22 protein-coding genes and 3 riboswitches are annotated in these 22,239 nt (G+C 41.8%); of the genes, 19 read left to right on the top strand and 3 right to left on the bottom strand.

The genetic code is table 11. The features are described 5' to 3' along the window. The first annotated feature begins 152 nt into the window (after positions 1 to 152). The 5 genes from CRO17_RS15880 (at position 153) to CRO17_RS15860 (ending at position 5,612) form a co-directional block, all read left to right on the top strand. Positions 153 to 902, top strand: coding sequence for a helix-turn-helix domain-containing protein (locus CRO17_RS15880; RefSeq protein WP_097043464.1), 750 nt, complete (start codon positions 153 to 155; stop codon positions 900 to 902). Further along, on the top strand, positions 899 to 1,495 hold the full coding sequence (locus CRO17_RS15875) for a GNAT family N-acetyltransferase (RefSeq protein ID WP_097043463.1): 597 nt from the start codon (positions 899 to 901) through the stop codon (positions 1,493 to 1,495). The genes CRO17_RS15880 and CRO17_RS15875 overlap by 4 nt, the downstream gene beginning before the upstream one ends. Next, complete coding sequence (locus CRO17_RS15870) at positions 1,470 to 2,474, top strand: alpha/beta hydrolase family protein (protein WP_097043462.1); 1,005 nt, start codon at positions 1,470 to 1,472, stop codon at positions 2,472 to 2,474. Before CRO17_RS15875 ends, CRO17_RS15870 begins: the two co-directional genes overlap by 26 nt. A 271-nt stretch (positions 2,475 to 2,745) precedes the next feature. After that, entirely contained in the window at positions 2,746 to 4,887 is a 2,142-nt protein-coding gene (locus CRO17_RS15865; RefSeq protein WP_097043461.1) for an EAL domain-containing protein, read from the top strand. Positions 4,888 to 5,033: 146 nt separating this feature from the next. After that, complete coding sequence (locus CRO17_RS15860; protein ID WP_097043460.1) at positions 5,034 to 5,612, top strand: GNAT family N-acetyltransferase; 579 nt, start codon at positions 5,034 to 5,036, stop codon at positions 5,610 to 5,612. 23 nt (positions 5,613 to 5,635) lie between these two features. Here the strand turns inward: CRO17_RS15860 and CRO17_RS15855 are convergent, their stop codons facing one another. Together CRO17_RS15855 and CRO17_RS15850 are read right to left on the bottom strand one after the other, a co-directional pair. After that, positions 5,636 to 6,805, bottom strand: coding sequence for an MFS transporter (locus CRO17_RS15855; protein WP_097043459.1), 1,170 nt, complete (start codon positions 6,803 to 6,805; stop codon positions 5,636 to 5,638). 95 nt (positions 6,806 to 6,900) lie between these two features. Further along, positions 6,901 to 7,215 carry an ArsR/SmtB family transcription factor gene (locus CRO17_RS15850; protein WP_097043516.1) on the bottom strand — a complete coding sequence of 105 codons (315 nt, stop codon included), beginning with the start codon at positions 7,213 to 7,215 and terminating at the stop codon, positions 6,901 to 6,903. A 139-nt stretch (positions 7,216 to 7,354) separates the two neighbouring features. After that, positions 7,355 to 7,454: riboswitch (purine riboswitch) on the top strand. Positions 7,455 to 7,542: 88 nt separating this feature from the next. Between CRO17_RS15850 and CRO17_RS15845 the strand changes: the two genes are divergently transcribed. The 11 genes from CRO17_RS15845 (at position 7,543) to CRO17_RS15795 (ending at position 17,770) form a co-directional block, all read left to right on the top strand. Continuing rightward, positions 7,543 to 8,703 carry an MFS transporter gene (locus CRO17_RS15845; RefSeq protein ID WP_097043458.1) on the top strand — a complete coding sequence of 387 codons (1,161 nt, stop codon included), beginning with the start codon at positions 7,543 to 7,545 and terminating at the stop codon, positions 8,701 to 8,703. A 314-nt stretch (positions 8,704 to 9,017) separates the two neighbouring features. Continuing rightward, on the top strand, positions 9,018 to 10,022 hold the full coding sequence (locus CRO17_RS15840) for a serine hydrolase domain-containing protein (RefSeq protein WP_097043457.1): 1,005 nt from the start codon (positions 9,018 to 9,020) through the stop codon (positions 10,020 to 10,022). A gap of 122 nt (positions 10,023 to 10,144) precedes the next feature. Beyond that, positions 10,145 to 10,498 carry an NUDIX domain-containing protein gene (locus CRO17_RS15835; protein WP_097043456.1) on the top strand — a complete coding sequence of 118 codons (354 nt, stop codon included), beginning with the start codon at positions 10,145 to 10,147 and terminating at the stop codon, positions 10,496 to 10,498. Positions 10,499 to 10,846: 348 nt separating this feature from the next. Next, positions 10,847 to 11,599, top strand: coding sequence for an SDR family NAD(P)-dependent oxidoreductase (locus tag CRO17_RS15830; RefSeq protein WP_245864824.1), 753 nt, complete (start codon positions 10,847 to 10,849; stop codon positions 11,597 to 11,599). Between the two features lie 23 nt (positions 11,600 to 11,622). Next, the gene (locus tag CRO17_RS15825; protein WP_097043454.1) at positions 11,623 to 12,405 is read left to right on the top strand and encodes an SDR family oxidoreductase; all 783 of its coding nucleotides are present in this window, start codon (positions 11,623 to 11,625) and stop codon (positions 12,403 to 12,405) included. 92 nt (positions 12,406 to 12,497) lie between these two features. Beyond that, a riboswitch (TPP riboswitch) is annotated at positions 12,498 to 12,609 on the top strand. 100 nt (positions 12,610 to 12,709) lie between these two features. Then, complete coding sequence (locus CRO17_RS15820; protein ID WP_245864823.1) at positions 12,710 to 13,324, top strand: thiamine phosphate synthase; 615 nt, start codon at positions 12,710 to 12,712, stop codon at positions 13,322 to 13,324. Beyond that, complete coding sequence (thiO, locus tag CRO17_RS15815) at positions 13,311 to 14,429, top strand: glycine oxidase ThiO (RefSeq protein ID WP_097043453.1); 1,119 nt, start codon at positions 13,311 to 13,313, stop codon at positions 14,427 to 14,429. Before CRO17_RS15820 ends, thiO begins: the two co-directional genes overlap by 14 nt. Further along, positions 14,426 to 14,629, top strand: coding sequence for a sulfur carrier protein ThiS (thiS, locus tag CRO17_RS15810; RefSeq protein ID WP_097043452.1), 204 nt, complete (start codon positions 14,426 to 14,428; stop codon positions 14,627 to 14,629). Before thiO ends, thiS begins: the two co-directional genes overlap by 4 nt. A gap of 3 nt (positions 14,630 to 14,632) precedes the next feature. Then, positions 14,633 to 15,397, top strand: a complete 765-nt coding sequence (locus CRO17_RS15805) for a thiazole synthase (protein ID WP_097043451.1) — start codon at positions 14,633 to 14,635, stop codon at positions 15,395 to 15,397. Next, the gene (locus CRO17_RS15800) at positions 15,397 to 16,404 is read left to right on the top strand and encodes a ThiF family adenylyltransferase (protein ID WP_097043450.1); all 1,008 of its coding nucleotides are present in this window, start codon (positions 15,397 to 15,399) and stop codon (positions 16,402 to 16,404) included. The genes CRO17_RS15805 and CRO17_RS15800 overlap by 1 nt, the downstream gene beginning before the upstream one ends. A 71-nt stretch (positions 16,405 to 16,475) precedes the next feature. After that, a riboswitch (SAM riboswitch) is annotated at positions 16,476 to 16,570 on the top strand. An 81-nt stretch (positions 16,571 to 16,651) separates the two neighbouring features. Then, complete coding sequence (locus tag CRO17_RS15795; protein ID WP_097043449.1) at positions 16,652 to 17,770, top strand: homoserine dehydrogenase; 1,119 nt, start codon at positions 16,652 to 16,654, stop codon at positions 17,768 to 17,770. Between the two features lie 100 nt (positions 17,771 to 17,870). Here the strand turns inward: CRO17_RS15795 and CRO17_RS15790 are convergent, their stop codons facing one another. Next, positions 17,871 to 18,743, bottom strand: a complete 873-nt coding sequence (locus CRO17_RS15790; RefSeq protein WP_097043448.1) for an AraC family transcriptional regulator — start codon at positions 18,741 to 18,743, stop codon at positions 17,871 to 17,873. Positions 18,744 to 19,110: 367 nt separating this feature from the next. On the opposite strand from CRO17_RS15790, the gene CRO17_RS15785 reads away from it, so the two are divergent. From CRO17_RS15785 to CRO17_RS15775, 3 genes are all read left to right on the top strand, one after another. Then, on the top strand, positions 19,111 to 20,247 hold the full coding sequence (locus tag CRO17_RS15785) for a DUF2264 domain-containing protein (RefSeq protein WP_097043447.1): 1,137 nt from the start codon (positions 19,111 to 19,113) through the stop codon (positions 20,245 to 20,247). Positions 20,248 to 20,402: 155 nt separating this feature from the next. Further along, entirely contained in the window at positions 20,403 to 21,335 is a 933-nt protein-coding gene (locus CRO17_RS15780; RefSeq protein ID WP_097043446.1) for a carbohydrate ABC transporter permease, read from the top strand. Positions 21,336 to 21,353: 18 nt separating this feature from the next. Continuing rightward, complete coding sequence (locus tag CRO17_RS15775) at positions 21,354 to 22,196, top strand: carbohydrate ABC transporter permease (protein ID WP_097043445.1); 843 nt, start codon at positions 21,354 to 21,356, stop codon at positions 22,194 to 22,196. The last annotated feature ends 43 nt before the right edge of the window (positions 22,197 to 22,239 follow it).

The following is a 22,239-nucleotide window of genomic DNA, read 5'->3' as shown; positions in this document are numbered from 1 at the left end:
TGCTGGCGGTTTCTTTATGTCCTGCACGAAAGAAAAGAAATATAAAAACATTTTGCGAGATTGAAAGGAGGTTCCATCATTATATTTTAAAGCGTATTGACTGTGTGGTGACCACACGGTTTATGCTATAGCTATAAGAGGAGGGGAAATCAATGCAATCTTTAACAAGCGGCGAATTAGCAAAGTTATTCCATCTAAAGAAATACACAATAAGACATTATGAAGTACAGCAATTGATCAAGCCGGCATATATCGACGGAAACGGATATCACATGTATGGAGAAGCTGAAGTATATTCTATGGCACACATTCTGCTGCTAAAAGATTTGGGTTTTTCCTTAAAAGAAATAAAGAATAGTCTAGAGAACGGTTTAGATCATACAGAAACATTTCCTGCGGTACTTGCAAGAGTTGAAGATGAAATAATGCGACTGAGTGCACTGAAAAGGAAGGTTCAGAACATTATGGAGCTTCGACAAAGTGAATCGCATAGACTGCTAGCAGAGACCAAAGAAACTCGCTATTATACATACATTTCTGCTGAATATCTTGATGAATACTACAATTTGAATCTAAAGAAATTAGCTCAGTGCAAGGAATATATTTCACATATATTTGATGAAATTTCTTATGCAGTAATGGAGAACGGCAGTAACATTAAAGTAATGTATGAAACTAATTCATCTGAAGCTGATCAGATATTGAATGAGGGAGTTTACTATAGTAAGAAGATTTATGTGGCACAAGAAGAGGAGTTAGAAAGAGAAATACAGCTTTTTTACAATGAACTTGCTCAGATGGATATTTTATTCGAAGAAAGATTATTTATCCATGAAGAAGCATATCTATCAACTTTCTATAAGCAATCCTTGGTGTACAGTCTAGAGGTGAAGGCAAAATGATGACTGCTGGAAGTAATCATATAGACGAAATAGCATGCTTATTAATGGAGGGGTTTAGTGGCAAGTTCCAGTCCTTAAAAATGCCGGTACACGAACAAGAAATCGCGTTTCTATGCTTGGCGGAGCATATTGTAAATTATCATTCCAGTAACTTGGTTATCAAGCGTGATGAGATTATCCAAGGCTTACTTTTTATCAAACCAAAAAAGTGGATAGGAACTGAATTAACAAAACAATTATTGAAAAAGTTACGTTTTACGGCATTTCTTAAAACAATTGCATTCTTTTTCTTTCTTGATCATCGATGTAATAACAATGAGATGCATATCGATATTCTAGTAGTAGCAGCATCTAGCCGGGGCAAGGGAATTGGTGCGCAGCTAATTCAAACTGTTAAAAGTCAGGTGGATGCTGCTCAACAACTTACTTTATTTGTTTCGGCGGATAATAATGCAGCAAGAAGACTTTATGAGAAACAAGACTTTCTTGTTAGCAGAAAAGGTAAAAGTAAAACTGGAGGACGCTTTCATGGAATAAAAGAATGGCATTTTATGGAGTGGAGAGGTGATGTGCACCGTGAGAAAAAGATATAAGTTACTTATCGGTATAACATTTTTTGTATTGCTGCTCTTGGGGATTTTGCTGCTTGAGAATGATTATATGATGCAAGAGAGAGAAGTTACTATCCAAACAGAAAACGAAGATTTAAATGGTTTTATGGCTCTTCCAAAAGAGAAGGGTGAGGGTGTCGTAATCTTTGTACATGGAGATGGCCCACAAAATGCGACGCAAGATGGAGGGTACAAACCATTAATGGAACGCTTTGCAAAAGAAGGTTTTGCATCTGTTTCATGGGCGAAGCCTGGTGTTGATGGTTCGCAGGGGAATTGGTTAGATCAATCGATGGACGATCGTGCCAAAGAGGTAGAAAACGTAATAAATTGGGTAAAAAAGCAAGAAACTATCAATAGCGAAAAAATCATCCTTTGGGGAACTAGTCAAGCTGGATGGGTAATACCGAAAATACAGCAAAATCGTCAAGATATAGCCGCTTCTATTTTAGTTGCTCCAGCAATTAATTGGCTTCGGCAAGGGGAGTATTATACTGCTGAGAAATTAAAACGCGAAGGGAAATCACCCGAAGAAATTTTAATCTTGCTAAATAAGGATAGAAAGGAATCTGAACTGATCCGCACAGGAGCTTCATATCAAGAATATGTAAAGGAAACAGGAGACAGAAGTCTTTCTGAAGAGAGATACATATTTGCACAAAAGAATATCTTGGCAGATGCGACAAGCGATATTAAGAAAATCAATTCCCCTGTTCACGTAATATTAGCGGGAGAAGATCGTAATGTAGATTCCAATGAAACAGCGAAGACGTATAAGAAAATTTTACCGAAATCCCAAGTAACAGTAAAAACGATCCCTAATGTCGAACATTCGATGTTGAATCCTTCTCTGGATAACTCGCAAACCCTTATTTACTTGAGTGCCATATTTGCGCCAAAGCATACACTAGTAAGTGATGCATATTTGGATTATTGTCAGAAGCTGGTCCGACAATTGTGAAAAACTTCTATCAAAAGAAAAACCGTCAGCATAGAATGCTGGCGGTTTTTTCATACATAGAATTTCACATTGTTATTTCGGGTATAAATACAGTAGGTTTCTAATTCATTCCTTTATTTGTTAGATCTGAAAGTATCGTATATTGTAGGATTAGATTGTATAATCAATAAAAATATAGCGGCGTTAACAGCCGCATCAATCAGCAAAAAACATATCGCAATGCAAATCAGCATCATTAGAAAAAGACTTAGTAGAATGAGGTGTCGCGATAGTGGAATTAAAAAATATGAACGTTTCAGATAGAAAAGCAATGCTGCTTCAAGCCCTCGAGAATGATGAATTTTATCTTCTGTATCAGCCAAAGCTTCAGCTGCGGACGGGAAAAGTCATCGGTGCAGAGGCGCTGCTTCGTTGGGAGCATCCTGTTATAGGAACGATTTCGCCGTTGGATTTCATCCCGTTTGCTGAAGAAACAGGTCTGATCCGGCCGATTGGAGAATGGGTGCTTCGTTCAGCATGCAAACAGAATAAGATGTGGCAGGAGATGGGTCTTGAACCGTTGACCATGGCGGTTAACTTATCAGCTAGTCAGTTGTTTCAAGGTGATATAGCAGAGAAAGTAGAGAACATTTTAAAAGAAATGGAACTCGCACCCGAATATTTAGAACTCGAGATTACGGAGTCTATGACGATGGACGTGGAGTTTGTCCTGCCTATGCTGCGTAAGTTAAAGCAGATTGGTGTCAGTATCAGTCTTGATGACTTTGGTACGGGCTATAGTTCCCTGTATCATTTGAAAGAGTTTCCGATAGATACTATTAAAATAGACCGGTCGTTTGTGCGGAATTGTACGATTGACGCCAAAGACGCTACTATTGTAAAAACAATTATCGCAATGGCGCATCAACTGAAACTGGAAGTGATTGCTGAGGGTGTCGAATCCAAGGATCATCTCATCTTTCTGCAGCAAAACTTGTGTGATGAAGGACAAGGCTATCTCTTCAGCAAACCTGTTTCTGCAACTGGATTTGCTGAAAACATGCGAGCTTTTGAACAGATTTTCTTATCAGAGGGTCTGTCAGAAGAGTCGAGCAGGCAGATGTGGTTTCAGTGGGGAATGGAGAGAACCAATCTGGAGTTACAGGAAGCCATGCGAAAGCAGCAAGGCATGATATTTAAATATGTAGATGACAATGGACGATTTGTTCATACGTTTAGTGAAGGTGAACTGATTTACCGGATGCAGCTCACGCCGGAACAGCTTATTGGAAGAGAGTTGCAGGACTTTCTCCCGGCTGAAGAAGCAGCTAGAAAGTTGACGTATTATCGGCGCGCTTGGAATGGTGAACGAAATGTTTCATATGAATCGGATGTAGACGGCATTCAATATATTACTTCATTACGGCCGATTGCAAAGGATGGAAAGGTTGTTGAGGTAATCGGGTGCTCCGTTGATATAACAGATAGGGATGGAGTGCAGCAAGAGCTTTCCCGGAGTAACAAGGCTGAAGAGGCGTTGCGGCAAAGTGAAGCCAGGTATCGTTTAATTGCCGAGAATATGACAGACTTAGTTTGTATTATAGACTGGGCTGGCAATTTTAAATATGCCTCTCCATCTCATGTGACGGTTCTTGGTTTTCCCTCTGAAGCATATGAAGGGCAGCATGCGAGTGTTTTCATGCATGAAGATGACAGGCAGAAAGTACGGCAGCATCTGGGGAAGATGGTCCAAACGAAACAAGGAGTTGTGTTTCAGTTTCGTTTTAAGAATATAAATGGCGATTGGATTTGGCTGGAGGCAAAGGCTAATCCGATCTTTGACGAAAGTGGCAATTTTGAACATTTTCTTATTGTCTCCAGAGATATCACAGAGCGTTTGGTTTATGAAGAAAAACTAACGCATATGGCTTATCATGATACATTAACGGGACTGCCAAATCGTCGGCTGTTTAAAGAGAAACTGGAGCAAGCGCTGGAAGAAGCGAAGCAAAATGAAAACAAAATGGCGCTGATGTATTTGGATCTGGATAACTTTAAATATATTAACGATACATTTGGCCATGAAATTGGTGATAAACTATTGAAGGAGTTTACACGCCGAGTGAAAGAATGTCTGCAGTTTTGTGATGTGTTTTCCCGACAAGGCGGAGATGAATTCACGATTTTAATGCCGGGAATCAAACAGGAACAAGATGCCATAAGCATGGCGAAACGTATCCTTGCGTCCACCCAAGGAGATTGGAGTTTAGGAAGAGACAGATTTCAAATAACATCCAGCATTGGTTTAGCGTTCTACCCAGCAAATGGTACGAAAGAGCGTGAATTGCTGCTGCGGGCGGACGAGGCTTTATACCAGGCGAAGAAAGATGGAAAGAACAGGTACCGGGTAATTTTAAACGACAAGCGTTTATGAAGATAACTTCTTGTGTACAGTAAGCAGCTGTGCACAGGAAGTTATTGTTTGTATTGGGGAGTTGCGTAATTGAAATTGTATCCAGAACATGGCATGGTGATAAAAAAGACATATTTGATTAGCAGTTTAGGGAGGAACCAATTACCATGCCAATAGAACATATATTAGAAAACCTGCCAACTCTTGAAACCGAGCGTCTGCGACTGCGTAAAGTGACGGCAGCTGATGCGGATGCGATATTTGCTTATGGATCTGATTCTGCAGTGTCGGAATTCGTGACTTGGAATACACATCAATCGATTGACGATACGCAGCAGTTTTTGGATATTATTCTAAGTTTATACGAAAACCATCAGGCAGTCTTTTGGGGAATTGAACATAAGGAACAGAAGCAACTGATTGGTACGATTAACTATGTGTCTTGGAACCAGAAAGATCATGTCGGAGAAATCGGTTATGTGATGGCCCGGCCATACTGGGGCAATGGCTATATGGCGGAAGCAGCAAAGGAAGTCATTACGTTTGGTTTTGAAAGGATGAAGCTAGAGCGAATCCAGGCAAAATGTATAGCGGAAAATGAAGGGTCTGAAAAAGTGATGCAGAAGTCCGGGATGCTATTTGAAGGAACGTTACGCAAATTGCTGTGTTTAAAAGGGAAGCAGCGTGATGTGAAAATGTACGCTATAACGAAATCTGATTTCTTGCATCAGAAAAAGCCAGGTTGATGTTGATTCAACCTGGCTTTTCGTTATTCGGTCCCTTTTCGATAACTGATAAATGATAATAAAGAGGCAATAAGGGCACATATCCCACCTACAATTGCCAGGTTCGGAAGGTTCCCGTGGGCAACGACCAATCCACCTAACGCGGATCCCAGTGTAATACCGATATTGACTGATACAGGAGTCAGCGAAGAAGCAAAATCTCTTGCTGCAGAAGAATAGGCTGCCGCTTTGTCCATCAAATAGATTTGTATAGTTGCATTCATAACGTAAATCATGACGGCCATAAGCATGATACTGATCAACCCGGCAATTTTCATGTTCATTGTCACGTATAGGGAACCAATGATAATTGCTTGGATGATGAACGCATAACGCAGATCACCGATGCCGTTTCTGCTGGCAATTTTACCAGCTAAAAAGTTGCTGCCGATGGAAAAGAGGCCGTATGCCAGCAAGACGAGACCGACAGAGCTGGAGGCAATACCTAATTCATCCTCAATGATAGGCGTAATATATGTGTAGATTGTATATGTTCCTGCAATACTGAACGTCGGGATAAAGAAACCGACTAGGATCTTTGGATTCTTGAATAGGACAAGCTGCTTCCCTATGGAACTTTTCTCGCTTGCTGCGGTCTTTGGTAAGATGAACAAACTGATAAGGAAGGCAATTACCCCGAGCAGTGCAGTCGCCCAGAATGTCAGATGCCAAGAGCCTAATTGCCCGATGAATGTACCGAGCGGCACACCTAATACATTGGAAATGGTGAATCCGGCGAAGATAAGCGCAATGACAGAAGAACGCTTCGCTGCGGGCATTGTGTCACTTGCTACTGTCATTGCTAATGCGGTGAGGACCCCGCTTGCTGCTGCGGTGACAATACGTGCTGCTAGTAATACGCCGAAGGAAGATGTTAATGCACTAGTGATATTACCTAAAATAAAGACGACAATAAGGGTTAGCATCAAAGGGTATTTCGGAAATCGACTAACCCAGCCAGTTAAAAGAGGCGTACCGATTGCATAGGCAATAGCAAATCCCGATACAAGAGTTCCGGCAGATGCGACAGTTACGTTTAAGTCGGCCGCAACTTCTGTCAGTAAGCCAACAATGACGAATTCGCTTGTACCCATAACGAACGTCAGTAAAGTTAACGTGCATGCTAAGAATGTTTGTTTTTTAGTTAAAGCCATCGTGTCACTCCAATTTATTGTATATTTGTATATCGGAATAAAGCAATATTCGAAGTTGAAAGAAAAGAAATCCCTAAAGGATCTCTTGAAAGATATTACAATTCTTTATTTAAATAAGCAGCTAGCTTCTGAATTGTTTCTTCATTTCTGCGGTAATACGTCCATTGGTTATAACGAATAGATTCCAATAATCCAGCACGCTGCATCATAGCAAGGTATTGGGAGACCGTGGATTGAGAAGCTTGGACCTTTTCTTGAATGTCTCCGACACAGACGCCGCCATTGTAATGAACCTCCTTCGGCAGATGAGCCTGCTGTTTCGGAAAATGCTTCTCCGGTTCTTTAAGCCAATGCAGTATTTGCAGCCGTTTCTCATTAGACAATGCTTTGAATAGACCGATAATATCCATAAGTCTATTGTATATCGGGTTTTTACGATAAAGCAAACATAAAACTTATACACTTTATGGAAAAGGTGCGTAGTGTATACTTATCTACTTGCTTCATCTTGCAGTTATGTCCGTATCTTGCTATAATTTCTTAAGAAAATGGAATATGTTCGTTTTGCACTGTATAACCTCAATAATTTGGTTTGAGGGTTTCTACCAGGAGCCATAACTCCCTGATTACAGATTTTCTATCTGTTATTAGGGAGTTTTTTGTGTGTAAAAAGGCAATCTATTGCAGAACGAATAACATCTTCGTCTTCATATTCCGTATAGAAAGGAATTGATCTATTGAATTTCAGAGTCTTTATATTAGCTATTTCCGTTATATCGGTGGGGTTAGTTGAATTAATTGTTGGGGGGATTTTGCCAACTATTGCGGATGACTTGAGTGTATCTATTGGACAAGCTGGTCAGTTGATTACAGTATTCGCTTTGGTCTATGCACTATCTGGTCCAATTCTATATACATTGACAGCAAATATGGAGCGAAAGAAGCTTCTGCTGCTGACATTAGGTATATTTGTTTTAGGAAATGTTATTACCTACATTAGTCCGTCCTTCTTGTTTGTCATGATTGCACGTGTCCTGACAGCGATGAGTACAGCACTGATTATTGTACTATCTTTAACAATTGCAGCGAAAATTGTGCAGCCGCAGCACCGTGCGAAAGCAATTGGACTTATTTATATGGGAATCAGCTCGTCGCTCGTGCTTGGTGTGCCAATTGGCATTATCGTTAGTGATGCTTTTGGCTGGCGCATGCTGTTCCTGTTTATTGGTTTAATGGCATTATTGTCTATGGTTCTGATTGCTTTCACGCTTGAGCGTATTGAAGTGGAGCAAGTACAGTCACTGAAGTCGCAGCTGAAAGCTCTGCGAAATAAAAAGATGCTGACAGCACATTTGACGATGCTGTTTATGCTGGCAGGTCATTACACGATCTATGCGTATTTCACACCTTTCCTTGAATCTGAGCTAGGGTTGAATACACAATGGATTAGTATTTGCTACTTTATCTTTGGTATTGCAGCAGTTGGCGGAGGAGCTTTTGGCGGCAGCTTGGCAGACCGTTTCGGTTCCAAAGTCAGCATCATTTTAGTTGTCGCTTCCTTTGCTGTGATTTTATTCGCACTGCCGTTCTCAACAGTGTCTTTCCCATTATTCATTGTAGGGATGGTAATCTGGGCAGCGCTAAGCTGGAGTTTGGCACCGCCATTACAGAACTATATTGTTGAAACAGATTCCGAATCAGCCGGCATCCACCAGAGTTTCAACAACTCAGCATTGCAAATTGGTATATCACTTGGTTCATTAGTAGGCGGCATTGTGAATGGAGCTACGCATTCGATGCAGACAACTGCTCATGTCGGAAGTCTGTTAGTTATTATCTCCCTCGCTTTCGGAGTATGGTCCTTGCGAAGCACGGTTCGAAAAGCCGTACAAAATTAATAAATGATGAAAAAGCGGACAAGCAATTTGTCCGCTTTTTTTAATTTTTAAGTTGTCTTAAATCTAATCGTTCTAATTCAATTCTAACTTCTATTATCATCACAGAATATCATCATAAGCTTTTAGTGAAAGGCAAGTTATTCTATATGCATATAGCAGTCATTCAATAATTTTATATATGTCATATATTTCCGGTTGTGATACGATAAAAAGAGTTAAAAGTCGTTGTGACAAGCATTGTTTGTGAATAAATTTAATCCCCATATTTTAAAGAAAACTATTCAGGTTTGATTTACAAGGAAGGGATGAGGCGGATGAAAGATATGAACTGGCTGAAGGAGACAGCGGCGAAAGTAGATTTCTCTGGTGCTGCTTATGTGGAGGGTGTACATGAGCAGGGGTTCTTCCAGAGCGGTTACCGTAATAAGCAAGAAAAGCTGTTGTTTGATGAACATACACGTTTTGGTATTGCTTCAGGTGCAAAGATTTTCACAGCTGTAGCAATTGCCAAGTTAGTGGAGCAAGGAAAACTGACATTCAGCAAAAGATTAAGAGATTGTCTGGCAATGGAGTTTCCTAATTTTCATTCAGATATTACCATCCATCATCTGCTGACACATACATCTGGTATGCCAGATTATTTTGAAGAGGAAGAGATGGATGATTTTGAGGCATTGTGGGAGCAGCTGCCTATGTACCGCGTGAGATCAGGTTCAGATTTTTTGTCTTTATTCCAAGAGAAGCCAATGAAATTCCTGCCTGGTGACCGGTTTTATTACAATAATGCGGCTTTTATTGTTTTGGGTTTAGTAGTGGAGGAGCTGTCAGGGGATTCTTTTGCAGCATTTGTTCAAAAGCACATCTTTGATTCAGCTGGTATGACGGATGCCGGTTATTTTTCCTTTGATAAATTGCCAGGAAACACAGCGATAGGTTATATAAAAGAGGAAGATGGTTATCGGTCTAACATTTATGCGCTGCCTGTAAAAGGCGGAGCAGATGGCGGCGTTTATGTAAGTGTGATAGATATGGCACGTTTCTGGGACGCACTATTCCAGCATAAGCTGCTAGCTGCCGAGATTACCGAAAAATTGCTGCACCCTCATATGGAAGTAGATAAAGAGAGCGCGTATGGATATGGTATTTGGATGAAAAAAAGTGCCAATAAAATCAAGAAATATTATGTGATTGGGTTTGACCCAGGAGTAAGTTTTCACAGCGCTTATTATCCAGAGGCAGGGCAAAAAGTAGTTGTATCATCCAACCATGATTCAGGACCTTATTACATCGTGCAGGATATAGAAAAACATTGGGGGTAACATACATGCAGGATCTAACGATAGAATTAGGAGAACAAACGTTAAACTGCCGGACAGCAGGCATTATCGTGAAAGATAATCATATATTGCTGCATAAAAATAAGTAAGACTCTTTCTGGACGCTGATTGGAGGACGTATCCAGCTTGGGGAAGACTCTGCACAGGCAGTTGAGCGAGAATTTGAAGAGGAATTGGGCATTACCGTTAAGGCAGAACGGCTGCTTTGGACGGTAGAAAACTTCTTTACATACAAGTCACGCCTGTATCATGAGTTTAGCTTTATATATTTGATACATGATGTAGAAGACAAGTTTAGAGAGATTGCTGAAGTTGTTTCGTTACAAGCGGAAGCGTTCCAATATGGATGGATTACTTTTGAGAGAATGAAAGAATTAACACTGAAACCAGCTTTCTTGCAAGAAAAACTGCTGCATTTGCCCGCAGCACCGGAGCACCTGATTTTTAAGGAAAGCTAAACGCAGGAGGAAAGCCTATGGTAAGCAGTTATATGAAAAAAACTTTGAAAGTATAACCATTCAGCAGCCATCAGCTAAACAAGACCTTCACCATGAAACGCAGCTTTGAAATAGGGTCGACAGTATAGACAATGAGACTGCTGGCCACATCCGCTACCCCGACCCACTTGCGCATTACCTCAATTTATTTCAAACTATTCACACTTTAACCTTTGTATAAAATATTACATTCTCAGGTAGGACTGAATAATAAGTACATATAATTTGACCTAGTTTTCAGAATAGGTGTAATATTTAGGGGTGAGATAGGTAAATTAACCTAATACTTATTGCGGAGGTGTCTTGCCAGTGAGTGAAAGGAGAGTAGCTGTCATTACGGGTGGCGGTAGCGGACTTGGACAAGCTGTAGCATTTAGGCTTGCCAAAGAAGGCGTTCATATTGTTGTAGTTGATATATCTGAGGAGGCTGGCCAGAAGACGGTCCATCTAGTTGAAGAATTAGGTACAAGAGCAATTTTCGTAAAAGCAGATGTCAGTAAAGCTGAAGAAGTGAAAGCTTATGTGGATAAAACGGTCGAGGAATTTGGAACTATAGATATGTTTTACAATAATGCGGGGATTTCTGGTCCTGGCGTCAAGTTTGTAGATAATACGATTGAACAGATTGATATGGTGCTTGGTATTAACCTTAATGGTGCACTTTACGGTTTGAAATATGTGTTGGAAGTGATGCTTGCCAATGGCGGAGGACGCATTGTTAATACATCTTCCACAGCAGGTATAGTTGGCCAGGCAACTGTTGGTACATATTCGGCGGCGAAGCATGCGATGGTAGGCATTACAAAGACATTGGCTGCGGAATATGCGGCACAAGGTATTGTAGTGAACGCAATTGCACCTGGTACGACAGAAACACCAATGGTACGTGAATATAAGGAGAAAAATCCTGATGCATTTGTAAATGCAACAGAACCTATTCCGCAGAAGCGTCTTGGTCAGCCGGAGGAAGTGGCTGAGCTTGTGACTTTCTTACTGACAGGCAATGCACCTTATATCAATGGTGTGGTTGTGCCAATTGATGGCGGATTTACTGCAATATAAAAACCTTAAAAGGAGAGATTTCCATGAAGCGTTTTGAAGAGAAAGTTGTTTTAATAACAGGTGGAGGGTCTGGATTAGGTCGTGCGGCGGCAGTGCAGGTAGCGAAAGAAGGAGCAAAGCTTTCACTTGTTGACTTGAATAAAGAAGGTATGGTAGAAACGAAGCTAGCTATTTTGGCAGCAGTGCCTGAGGCAGAAGTCATCATAATTGAGGCGAACTGTGCGAATGAGTCAGAAGTTGAGGCTTACGTAAAGCAAACGGTAGACCATTTTGGCAAGATTGACAGCTTCTTTAATAATGCGGGTGTAGAAGGAAAGCAGAATTTAACAGAAGAATATGGTGCAGAGGAGTTCGATCGTGTTGTAAACATCAACTTGAATGGCGTCTTCTATGGTATGCGGCATGTTTTAAAAGTGATGAAGGAACAAGGCTATGGTTCTGTTGTTAATACTGCTTCTGTTGGCGGAATTCGCGGTGTCGGCAACCAGTCTGGTTATGCGGCTAGCAAGCATGGTGTTGTTGGTTTGACACGTAACTCCGGTATTGAATACGGTCAGTTCGGTGTCAGTATTAAAGCAATTGCGCCAGGTGCGATCATGACACCAATGGTTGAAGGATCTTTGCGTCAGCTTGGCGGAGATAACTGGGAAGAAGCAGGAAAAGAGTTTGTCAGTGTTAACCCGATGAAACGCTTCGGAAAGCCCGAAGAAGTAGGTTATCTAGTTGCCTTTCTTCTTTCTGATCAGGCAGACTTCATTAATGCAACTGTTATTCCGATTGATGGCGGGCAGTCTTATAAGTACTAAGACACCCATTAGAAAGACTAATTGGACGCTGTCATTCAATTAAACATCTTGCATATTATGCTATTTATGTTACGATGTGGATAAGTTCATAGATTTCACACTAGGGGATCCCTTCATAAGGGCTGAGAATAAGAGTAGTGACTCTTTAAACCCTCATAACCTGAACAGGTTCGGACCTGCGTAGGAAAGTGTAGACGCTCGAGTTTACATGCTTTTTTTGTATGTACTTATTCGCAGATCATACACCACTTTCCTTCGGGAAAGTGGTTTTTTGTGCTTCCGGCCTGTTCCTATGCAAGGAGTGATGATAATCAAACTGATGGCAGTAACGGATGGTGCGCACGACACAGCTGACTTGCTTCGTATTTTGTTAAAGGTGCACCCGTATGTCGATTATGTACAGATTCGGGAGAAAAATAAACCTGCGGGCGTGATTTATCAGCTATGCAGAGAGTTAGTTAAAGAAGGAGTGCCGGGGCGCAAGTTATGGATCAATGATCGGGTGGATGTGACGTTGCTGCTTGGTTTGCAACAGGCACATATACCAGGACGCGGTCTTCCTCTAATAGAGTTACAAAAACAGTATCCTGATTTACAGTTCGGCACGCCAGTTCATTCACTTGAAGAAGCTGTTCAGGCGGAGGCGGCTGGAGCAGCATATAGCTTATACGGACATTGTTTTCCGACAGCCAGTAAAAAAGGCAAAGCTCCGCAGCCACTATCCAATTTAGCTGAGATTCGGCGGCGCATCAGCATTCCGTTGTTTGGAATTGGAGGAATTACCATTGATCGGCTAGCAAAATTGAAAGCGCTTGAACTAGACGGAGCTGCTGTTATGAGTGGTATTTTTTCAGCAAAAGAACCAGTAGAGGCTGCAAAGAAACTAAAAGAGGAGTGTTTGCGTCTTGAAGCAATCTGAAATAGCAGTCGTTGGAGGAGGCATCATCGGCAGTGCAATCGCTTATTATTTGGCGAAAGCAGGTTTCCAGGTTGATGTGCTTGAAGCAGGTGAAGTTGGGTCAGGTTCCACGCAGGCAGCTGCTGGTATGCTTGGCGCTCATTCGGAATACAAGGAATTCGGTACTTCGCTTTATCCATTTGCCCGCTCAAGTCAGAAGTTATACGAAGAAGCAGAAGCAGCGATTCGCTCTTTAACAGGGATAGATATAGAGCGTCGTACTGGTGGATTGTTAAAACTTGTCTTTAAAGAAGAAGAAAGAGCGAGACTGTTAGAATTGTGTTCCTTAGAAGGTGTAACGTGGCTGGATCACGCATCTTTAACAGATAAAACGCCTGGATTAGCAGAGTCCGTTCTGGGTGCTGTTCATATGGAAGAAGATGTGCATGTCACGCCTGCAATTGCCTGCAACGGATTTCGTTCTGCAGCGCAAGTACTCGGTGCAGAAATCCATACGTATACTCGCGTTGAGAAAATAGGGAAGGAAGCCGGGCACTACCAGTTACAGACTTCCAAGGGGAAATGGCAGGCAGAGCGAGTTGTTATTGCCAGTGGCGTTTGGAGTAATTCTATCTTGGAGCAAACAGGCTTGGGGTCATCAATCTTTCCCGTAAAGGGAGAGTGTATAGCTGTTACCAATACACAGGCGCCCCTTAGATGCAGCTTATTCCATGATCAGCATTACATTGTTCCTCGGAACAACAACGAATTAATCATCGGAGCGACAAAGGTTGAGAATGATTGGACCACCGAGCCGACACTTGGCGGTATTCAGACAGTTATGGAAAAGGCGAGACAGATGCTTCCAGGCATTGATGAGATGCCTTTTCGCAGAAGCTGGGCTGGGCTCCGGCCACAGACATTCGATGGGAAGCCGCTAATCGGGGAACACCCGGAAATGAAAGGGTTGTTTATTGCAGCTGGACATCAGCGCAATGGTATCCTGCTTGCACCAGCTACTGGGAAAATGATTGCCGACTTGCTAAGCGGCAATGATGTTTCGGAGGAATGGAAGGAAGCGTTTCGAGTAGACCGGCCATATTCCAATGAGGAGGTATTGTTGTGACAATTCAACTAAATGGCAGACAGCAGGAATTATCTGGCGAGATTAAAACAATTGCACAGCTGTTAGCGTCACTTTCCTTAGAAAACAGAATTGTAATTGTGGAGTTGAACAAAGAGGTTATCAATAAGGCTGCTTATACAGACCAGCCGATAAAAGATGGCGATCAAGTAGAATTAATCCATTTCGTAGGAGGAGGATGAAACATGTTGCAAATTGCAGATAAGTCATTTACATCCCGCTTGCTATTAGGAACAGGCAAGTACCCGTCTTTTGAAGAGCAGAAGGAAGCAGTAAATATATCGGATGCAGAAATACTGACATTCGCTGTGCGGAGGATGGATATCTTTGAGGCATCACAGCCGAATCTTCTGGAACAGCTGGATTTGAATCGGTACTCATTACTGCCAAACACAGCAGGCGCAAAGACAGCAGAAGAGGCTGTCCGTATTGCCAAGCTGGCTAAAGCTTCTGGATTATGTGACATGGTGAAGGTAGAAGTGATTGGCTGTAATAAGACATTGCTTCCAGACCCAGTTGAAACATTACGTGCAGCTGAAATACTGTTAGATGAGGGATTCATAGTGCTGCCTTATACGTCAGATGACGTTGTATTAGCCAAGCGTCTCGTGGATTTGGGCGTGCACGCTATTATGCCGGGAGCATCACCTATCGGTTCAGGAAAAGGCATTATAAATCCTTTTAATTTACGTGTCATCATTGAACAAAGTAATGTACCAGTTATTGTTGATGCAGGCATTGGTTCACCGAAGGATGCAGCGTATGCGATGGAGCTTGGAGCTGACGGTGTGCTGCTAAACACAGCGGTCTCTGGGGCTGCCGATCCTGTACGGATGGCGCATGCTATGAAACTAGCAATTGAAGCTGGCAGATTAGGTTTTGAGGCAGGAAGAATTCCAGAGAAAAATTACGCGGAAGCCAGCAGTCCGGGTGAAGGGTTGTTTACTTAATGCAAGATCGTTATCGTAAACAGGAACTGTTTATCGGTAAAGAAGGCCAGATGCAGGTAGAAGGCAGTAAAATTGTCTTAATCGGGATGGGTGCTTTAGGTTCAGCTTCTGCAGAGATGCTTGTGCGGGCGGGAATCGGGGAGCTCGTGCTTATCGATCGAGATTATGTGGAGCTGCATAACCTGCAGCGTCAGCAGCTTTATACCGAAGAAGATGCTGCTGCATATTTACCAAAAGCGCTAGCAGCAGCGGAGCGGTTGCAAGCAATTAATCAGCACGTAAAGCTGCATGCAGTGATTGAAAATATCGATCATCATAATATTGAACAACTAGTAGAGGGAGCACATGTCATCTTAGATGCGACGGACAATTTTGAAACGAGGTTCATTGTTAACGATGCAGCCACGAAGCACGGTATACCATATATTTATGGTGCTTGTGTAGGCAGCTATGGGGTAACATATCCCGTTGTTTCGAAGGAAGCGCCATGTTTGCATTGCCTTCTCGAACAGCTTCCGCAGCAAAGTGAAACATGTGATACAGCCGGTATTATCAGCCCGATCGTGCAATGGGTGGCAGCAATGCAAGTGACGCAGGCATTAAAAATTTTATGCCATCAAGAAGTAACACCTGAACTGCGCGCATTTGATATATGGACAGGAGATTATACAACGGTGAATGTACAACGTCTTCAGGATCCGAGCTGTCGAAGCTGCAGTACCTATGCCGAGCGCCCGTACTTAAATGGAATCTCGCAAACGAAGCTTGATATGCTTTGTGGCAGAGAAGCTGTCCACATACGGCCGGGATCGAAAAAATCGCTTGATTTAACTGCTTTATCCAAACAATGGGTTTCTGCAGTGGAACACGTAACAGCAAATGAATATTTACTGGCATTTCATCACAGAGGGCATCGAATTGTGCTGTTTGCTGACGGGCGGGCAATTATTCATGGCGTAGACGATATCAATCGAGCACGCTCTCTTTACGATAGTCTTGTTGGATAGTAATATTAGAATTTTCTGTTGACTCACTCATGACACAATGTTAAAATTCTCCATAACATACCAATACAAATTTCTTATCAAGAGCGGCGGAGGGACTGGCCCGACGATGCCCGGCAACCTGCAAGTTTATATGACTTGTAAAGGTGCTAATTCCTGCAGATGAGAAGACACAGTACGGATTCTACGTCTCCCTGTCCTCTCAGGGAGACTTTTTTTATGCAGAAAATCATCCGAGGAGGCAAAAATAATGACAGCAGTAAAGATTGGATTAATCGGGTACGGCACAGTGGGAAGTGCAGTAGGCAGAACAATTCGGTCCCATCAGGAAAATCTGCAGATAGTATTCGGTAAAGAAGTGCAAGTAGCAGGCGTGTTAGTCCGGGATAAACAAAAATATGAACAGCAAGTGAAAGATGTCCTGCTTACAGATAATGTAGAGGAATTTTTTGCACGAACAGATCTGGATATTATTATCGAAGCGAGTGTCGGCATCGAGCCTGCGTACAGCTATTTGACGAAAGCCATCTCTCGCGGCTGTCATATCATCACTGCCAATAAAGAAATGATCGCTTCCAAAGGAGCAGAGTTAAAGGAATTGGCGAAAGAAAAAGGTGTGCGTCTTGAATATGAAGCTGCGGTGGCCGGCGGCGTACCAGTTATTGGCACGCTAAAACAACTGCTGCATATTAACCATGTTGTCAGAGTGGAGGCCATTTTGAATGGTACGTCTAATTTCATCTTGAGCAAAATGTCTGATAAAAATATCCCGTTTGAAGAGGCATTACAGCTAGCACAAGAAGCAGGTTTTGCAGAAGCCGATCCAGCTAATGATGTAGATGGCTGGGATGCATTTTATAAATTAATGGTCCTAAGTGATTTATTATTTGAAGCACAGCCAGATTGGGAAAAGGTGACGCGTAAGGGCATCCGTACCATTTCCTCCCATGATATTCACGCAGCTGCAGAACAAGGATGGAAAATCAAACACGTTGCGACACTTGAAAATACGGGGGGAGAAGTGACGGCATCGGTGGAGCCGGTCGTATTATCAGCTGAACATCTGCTGTACAGTGTAGATGGAGTAGATAATGCGGTTTGTATTGAGGGTGATCTTGTCGGAAAACTGAAGCTGCAAGGACCAGGAGCGGGTGCGCTGCCAACTGCAAGTGCCATTGTAGAGGATTTAGCTAATCTTGTGCATCAGCGGAAGGAAGTCAGAGTAAAACGAACTTTCCAATTCACAGAGAAAAGGGAAGCTGCGCCTTACGTGCATCTGCCTTCGGGACAAGTTGTTGTTCTAGAGAAATCCTCGGAGAATTATTATCGAGTGGTTGGTAAAAACGAGCGCTCTAAAGCGGAGGTCTGATAAAGTGACAAGCGCTTCGGCCAATCTCCTCATGAGGGTGATGGGTTGCTTAAAGAAACCAAAAAGGAACTAACAAGGTTAGTTCCTTTTTGGTGTAAGTTTATTTCTCCTTATGCAGCATTTGTTGAGAAAGTCTAAATTGAAGCGGCGTCGTTCCTATTATCTTTTTAAACATCTGAATGAAATGGGAGGTGCTTCCGAACCCAACACTTTCGCCAATTAATTCGATCGGTTTGTGAGTCAGCTGCAGCAATTGACAAGCTTGCTTGATTCTTCGGATCGTAATGTATTCTGTTAAGTTACTGCCTGTTTCCCGTTTGAAAATCTTGGAGACATAACCTTTTGATAAGTGAAGTTCTTCTGCTAATCTTCCTAAATCGAACGGCTCCATATAATGGTCTTCCAGCCACTTCATAATTCGTTCGGAATAGTAAGGTGCACGAAAGTTTTTATTAGAAGAATCTTGCTGCGCTCCACTATAGTTTAACCGGATGCATGTGAGTAGCTGCAGAAGAAGCAGCTGGCTTTGTTCCTCCCAGCTGCTGGTTTGTAACGAATTATTAAATACCTCACATACCGCGCTTATATATTGAAAATAGTTATCTAAATTAAATGCTTGAAGGTCATTTACACTATTTTGTAATTGAGTAAACAGGACTTGAACACCAGGGAATACGTGCAGATTTTTACCTAGAGTTAGTGGATCAAAGTGCATTATACTGCGTTCATAAGGCGTATCAGGTGATACTTCTACATACACCCGATGTAATTGAAAGGGCTGAAAAAAGAAAAGCATTCCTTTCTTAATTTCGTATGTCTGCTGGTTTACAATCACCCGTCCTTTTCCCCTATAAACAAATAATAGCTCACACCCTTGATGCCAATGGTAAAAGCCTTGAAAATCACGCTCAGAAACTCTGCGGTAAACCCAATCGAATGGCTGCAGATCGATTTGTTCGAATAACTTATTCAACGTCTACCCCTCCATAGATACTCACCATATCTATTCTGTTACTTGTTCACTTGAATAGAAAGGAAATCTCGCGCTTTTCTGTTCTAGTTATTAGAAGATTACTTTGCTTCTTATATATATATCTTACTGGCCGAGTGGTTAAATATTCGGAAATAAAACGGCGTGTACAGGCTTAAGGCGTACGTCTGAATTTGGAATTCCTATTCAGCGTGTACATGAACCATACAATGATATTTTAGAGTATTTCAGAGCAACTTTTCATTTCTTTTCCAAGTTATAATTTGTTTACGAAGTTGGGCAATGTGCAAGAGGATCTGATGCAGAGTTACAATGGTGTCAGCTGAATGAAAATAAATGGGGTGAATCAATGTTAAGACAAAATGATCGGGAATATTGGTTGAAAACGATGGATAAAATCGCAAATCCTGTTCTTACTTCTTTAGCAAATCAACAATTAAAGCAGCTCATGCCAGTTGAAGGATTAGAAGACCGAAAAAATTACAGTCATTTGGAAGCGTTTGCGAGATTAATAAGCGGGATGGCTCCTTGGATTGAGAATGGACCAAGTGATGGAAAAGAAGGATTATTAAGAAAACATTATGCAGAATTGATCAGAACCGGAATTAAAGAAGCAACAGACCCTTCCTCACCAGATTATATGAATTTTTCTGACGGTCTGCAGCCGATTGTGGATACAGCCTATTTTGCACAAGCATTAATGCGTGCACCCAATGAATTGATAGGAAAACTGGATTTGAATACGAAACAAAATGTGGTAAAAGCATTCAAGCAAACTCGTACTAGAAAACCAGTTTTCAACAACTGGTTATTGTTCGCTGCTATGACTGAAACGGCTTTGTATTTATTGGATGAAGAAGATTGGGATCCAATGCGAATTGACTTTGCGTTAAAGCAGCATGAGCAATGGTATGCAGGGGACGGTATCTATAAAGACGGGATAGAGCTTCATACTGATTATTACAATAGCTTTGTTATTCATCCAATGCTCATAGATATTACAGACCATATGGCGCATCTATCTGCAGATTGGTTAAAGCTGAAAGAAAACATCAACAAAAGATCGATGAGATATGCTGTCATTTTAGAAAGAAGTATATCACCAGAAGGTACGTATCCTGTAGTCGGACGGTCAATTGTCTATCGATTTGGCGTATTTCACAGCTTAGCACAAATGGCTTTGCAGCATAAATTGGATGCTAGTCTTCAGCCTGCGCAGGTGCGGTGCGCATTAACAGCTGTTATTCGAAAAGTAGTTGAGATGCCAGGGACCTTTGATGATGCGGGCTGGCTAAAGATTGGCTTATGCGGTCATCAGCCGAATCTGGGCGAAGGATATATTTCAACTGGAAGTCTCTATATGTGTGCTGCTGTTTTTCTACCGCTAGGATTGTCGCCAACTGACCACTTCTGGCAGGGAGAAGAAGAATGGACAGCGAAAAAAGCTTGGTCTGGAAAGTTTATATCGATTGATAAAGCTTTATAAAAATACGAAGCTCTTTCGCAACCACGCTGTGAAGTCTGGTGGCAGAGCTCTAGTGTCGCAAACCACATCAGAGCATCTATTTAGAGTGCTTGTGTATACATCCATATGAAAGCGCTATCACAATTCTGATAACTGCTTTTGGAAAGGAGAACAACATGGCAAAGGACCACTTGAAGGTCATCGCCCAACCGGATCAGCAAGTTCCGGTTGGGTCACATAAGCAGAGAAAAAGAAAAGTGCAAGTCACTTGGTATCTTTTCCTGATACCAAGTTTTCTAGGAATATTATTATTCCTGGTGTATCCAATATTCGAATCTTTTCGATTAAGTTTCTATCAATCGAATGGAACCATTGAGAAGTTTATTGGTCTGCAAAACTTCCAAACGGTATTAACGTCGCAGCCATTTTGGAATTCTGTCTGGAACACGTTCTATATAGGAATCTTTCAAATTGCGATTGCTGTTCCATTAGGTTTTATCTTCGCTTCATTAATCAATTCTACACCAAAAGGAAAAAACTTCTTTAAAGTTATCTACTTTTTGCCAAATGTAACGTCAATTGTCGCAGCAGCAATGATATTCGCTTTTGTGCTGCATCCTGAAATGGGGATTGTAAATTATGCTTTAGAAGCTGTGGGATTGCCAACATCAAAGTGGTTATCGGATCCTTCTAGTTCCAAATGGGCTGTGATTTTGTTGGCTGTCTGGCATTGGATAGGGTTTATCATTATCATCTGTCTCGCTAACTTACAGGCGATATCACCTGAAATGTATGAGGCCGCAAAAATTGATGGTGCCAGCGGTTTTCAGCAATGGCTGTTTATCACCATTCCTAATATGGGAGGAACATTTGCGTTCTTGTTAATTACAGGTTGGATTGGCGCATTGCAGCGATTTAATGAAGTGTATGTGTTAGGCGGACCCAGCGGAAGCCCTGCCAGATCGATTCAAACAATGGGGGCATTTATTTACGAACGTGGCTTTACCGGATTTGAATTCGGTATTGCTTCGGCAGCTACGTACATTATGTTCATGATCATTCTTGTCTTTACGTTTATAAACTTAAAAGTATCGAAGATGAAGCTATGATAGAAGGGGGGAGAAACCATGTCCTATAAAAAGGCAGAAAAAATAGGGATGTACCTTAAATTCTTCATTCTGCTCGTCTTTGGAATACTGCTCATGGCGCCGTTTGTGTGGATGGTAAGTGTAGGATTTGATCGAAGTGCGAATATAGCCATGCCATTTCCGCCGCGTTTATTCCCTGACGATGCATCAGGATTTAACTTTACGATTGTTTTTGAGAATGGACGACTCATACAATCTTATCTTAACTCGGCTTTTGTCACTGTTACCTCGGTAATGTTAGCTGTTTCGTCTGCTCTTTTAGCAGGCTACGCATTTTCGAAAGGAAAATTCAAAGGGAAAAGATTATTGTTTGTCATTGTCCTTTGCACATTGATGATTCCAATGGAGCCTCGCTTAATTCCGTTATACAAACTATTTAACAGTGTAGATTTACTAAATACTTTCTGGCCATTAATTTTGCCTTCTATCATTAATGGGATGCTGATTTTCCTTTGTAAACAGTTTTTCGATCAGCTGCCTGACACGATAAGAGAAGCAGCACAAATTGATGGAGCCGGTGAATTTAAGATATTCTTTCAAGTTTATGCTCCGCTAGCTGGTCCTATTGCTGCAACGATGGTTATTTTATCTTTTATCGGAAGTTGGAATGACTTCTTATGGCCATTAGTCGTTTTGAGTAACCAAGAATTACACACAGTACCGCTGTATCTAGCTAGCTTCTCCTTAGAGAATGGTACCAGTTTAGGAGGCTTAACAATGGCGCTGGCAACAGTGAGCGTGCTTCCGATTATTGTCCTGTACTTGTTTCTGCAAAGATATATTATCCAAAGTATCGCGCTCAGCGGGGTGAAGGGAGAGTAAGCTATCTAGGCTCGGTTATGTTGAATCAATTTGAAGGAGGAAC

It is taken from the genome of Terribacillus aidingensis, assembly GCF_900215625.1.
In the GTDB taxonomy this organism is placed as follows: domain Bacteria; phylum Bacillota; class Bacilli; order Bacillales; family Amphibacillaceae; genus Terribacillus; species Terribacillus aidingensis.
Note: the sequence above shows the minus strand (reverse complement) of the source record. Positions and strands in the feature narration are given on the sequence as shown.

Bases quoted from the DNA above. Each gene is read 5' to 3' on its own strand.
- CRO17_RS15880 (WP_097043464.1), top strand. From the start codon at position 153: ATGCAATCTTTAACAAGCGGCGAATTAGCAAAGTTATTCCATCTAAAG.
- CRO17_RS15875 (WP_097043463.1), top strand. From the start codon at position 899: ATGATGACTGCTGGAAGTAATCATATAGACGAAATAGCATGCTTATTA.
- CRO17_RS15870 (WP_097043462.1), top strand. From the start codon at position 1,470: ATGTGCACCGTGAGAAAAAGATATAAGTTACTTATCGGTATAACATTT.
- CRO17_RS15860 (WP_097043460.1), top strand. From the start codon at position 5,034: ATGCCAATAGAACATATATTAGAAAACCTGCCAACTCTTGAAACCGAG.
- CRO17_RS15855 (WP_097043459.1), bottom strand. From the start codon at position 6,805: ATGGCTTTAACTAAAAAACAAACATTCTTAGCATGCACGTTAACTTTA.
- CRO17_RS15850 (WP_097043516.1), bottom strand. From the start codon at position 7,215: ATGGATATTATCGGTCTATTCAAAGCATTGTCTAATGAGAAACGGCTG.
- CRO17_RS15840 (WP_097043457.1), top strand. From the start codon at position 9,018: ATGAAAGATATGAACTGGCTGAAGGAGACAGCGGCGAAAGTAGATTTC.
- CRO17_RS15825 (WP_097043454.1), top strand. From the start codon at position 11,623: ATGAAGCGTTTTGAAGAGAAAGTTGTTTTAATAACAGGTGGAGGGTCT.
- CRO17_RS15820 (WP_245864823.1), top strand. From the start codon at position 12,710: ATGATAATCAAACTGATGGCAGTAACGGATGGTGCGCACGACACAGCT.
- CRO17_RS15805 (WP_097043451.1), top strand. From the start codon at position 14,633: ATGTTGCAAATTGCAGATAAGTCATTTACATCCCGCTTGCTATTAGGA.
- CRO17_RS15800 (WP_097043450.1), top strand. From the start codon at position 15,397: ATGCAAGATCGTTATCGTAAACAGGAACTGTTTATCGGTAAAGAAGGC.
- CRO17_RS15795 (WP_097043449.1), top strand. From the start codon at position 16,652: ATGACAGCAGTAAAGATTGGATTAATCGGGTACGGCACAGTGGGAAGT.
- CRO17_RS15785 (WP_097043447.1), top strand. From the start codon at position 19,111: ATGTTAAGACAAAATGATCGGGAATATTGGTTGAAAACGATGGATAAA.
- CRO17_RS15780 (WP_097043446.1), top strand. From the start codon at position 20,403: ATGGCAAAGGACCACTTGAAGGTCATCGCCCAACCGGATCAGCAAGTT.
- CRO17_RS15775 (WP_097043445.1), top strand. From the start codon at position 21,354: ATGTCCTATAAAAAGGCAGAAAAAATAGGGATGTACCTTAAATTCTTC.